Source organism: Helicobacter sp. T3_23-1056 (assembly GCF_053654535.1).
The window spans coordinates 1-515 of sequence record NZ_JBSIUU010000098.1; the positions used below are offsets into that span (position 1 = coordinate 1).

A 515-nucleotide genomic window follows, 5' to 3' on the forward strand; every position below is an offset into this window, starting at 1 on the left:
CTAAGGGGTGGGTAGATTTTGGGTTTTTTAGAGAGGGGGCTTAAGGCTTATGAACTGATTAGGCGTAGGCTTATTTGAGTTTAGGTTTATGAGGGAGTCCGTCATTGCGAGAATCTAGGCTTTTGTCAAAAAGGATAGATTCGTGGCAATCTATGTTTTTTTGAGTTACTTCGCTTACGCTAAGTATGACAAAAATCTTTTGTGGATTGCCACGAATTTGCTAACGCAAATTCTCGCAATGATAGAAGGGTGTGATTATAGATTGCCGAGCAATTAGATTTTGCAAAAATGCAAAATCTAATTGCTCGCAATGACACCCACCCCCTAGCCCCCTCCGCAAGGGAGGGGGGAAAAGAGGCAAACTCACTGCAAGGGAGGATTTATAGATTGCCACGCGGATTTTACAAAATCCGCTCGCAATAACATTAAACAACATAGACAAATTACACTAAACTAAACTACAAACAAAACAAAACCAAACCAAATTACACTAAACCAAACTAAGCTAAACAAAC

The 515-nt window shown here is 40.0% G+C and carries 2 protein-coding genes; both read left to right on the plus strand.

The window, feature by feature from the left end; genetic code table 11:
• The first annotated feature begins 142 nt into the window (after positions 1-142).
• Positions 143-277 (plus strand): hypothetical protein, encoded by a 135-nt coding sequence (locus ACWIUO_RS13860; protein WP_454178471.1) that lies wholly within the window; start codon positions 143-145, stop codon positions 275-277.
• Between the two features lie 11 nt (positions 278-288).
• Positions 289-423, plus strand: coding sequence for a hypothetical protein (locus ACWIUO_RS13865; protein WP_454178472.1), 135 nt, complete (start codon positions 289-291; stop codon positions 421-423).
• The last annotated feature ends 92 nt before the right edge of the window (positions 424-515 follow it).

Bases quoted from the DNA above. Each gene is read 5' to 3' on its own strand.
- ACWIUO_RS13865 (WP_454178472.1), top strand. From the start codon at position 289: ATGCAAAATCTAATTGCTCGCAATGACACCCACCCCCTAGCCCCCTCC.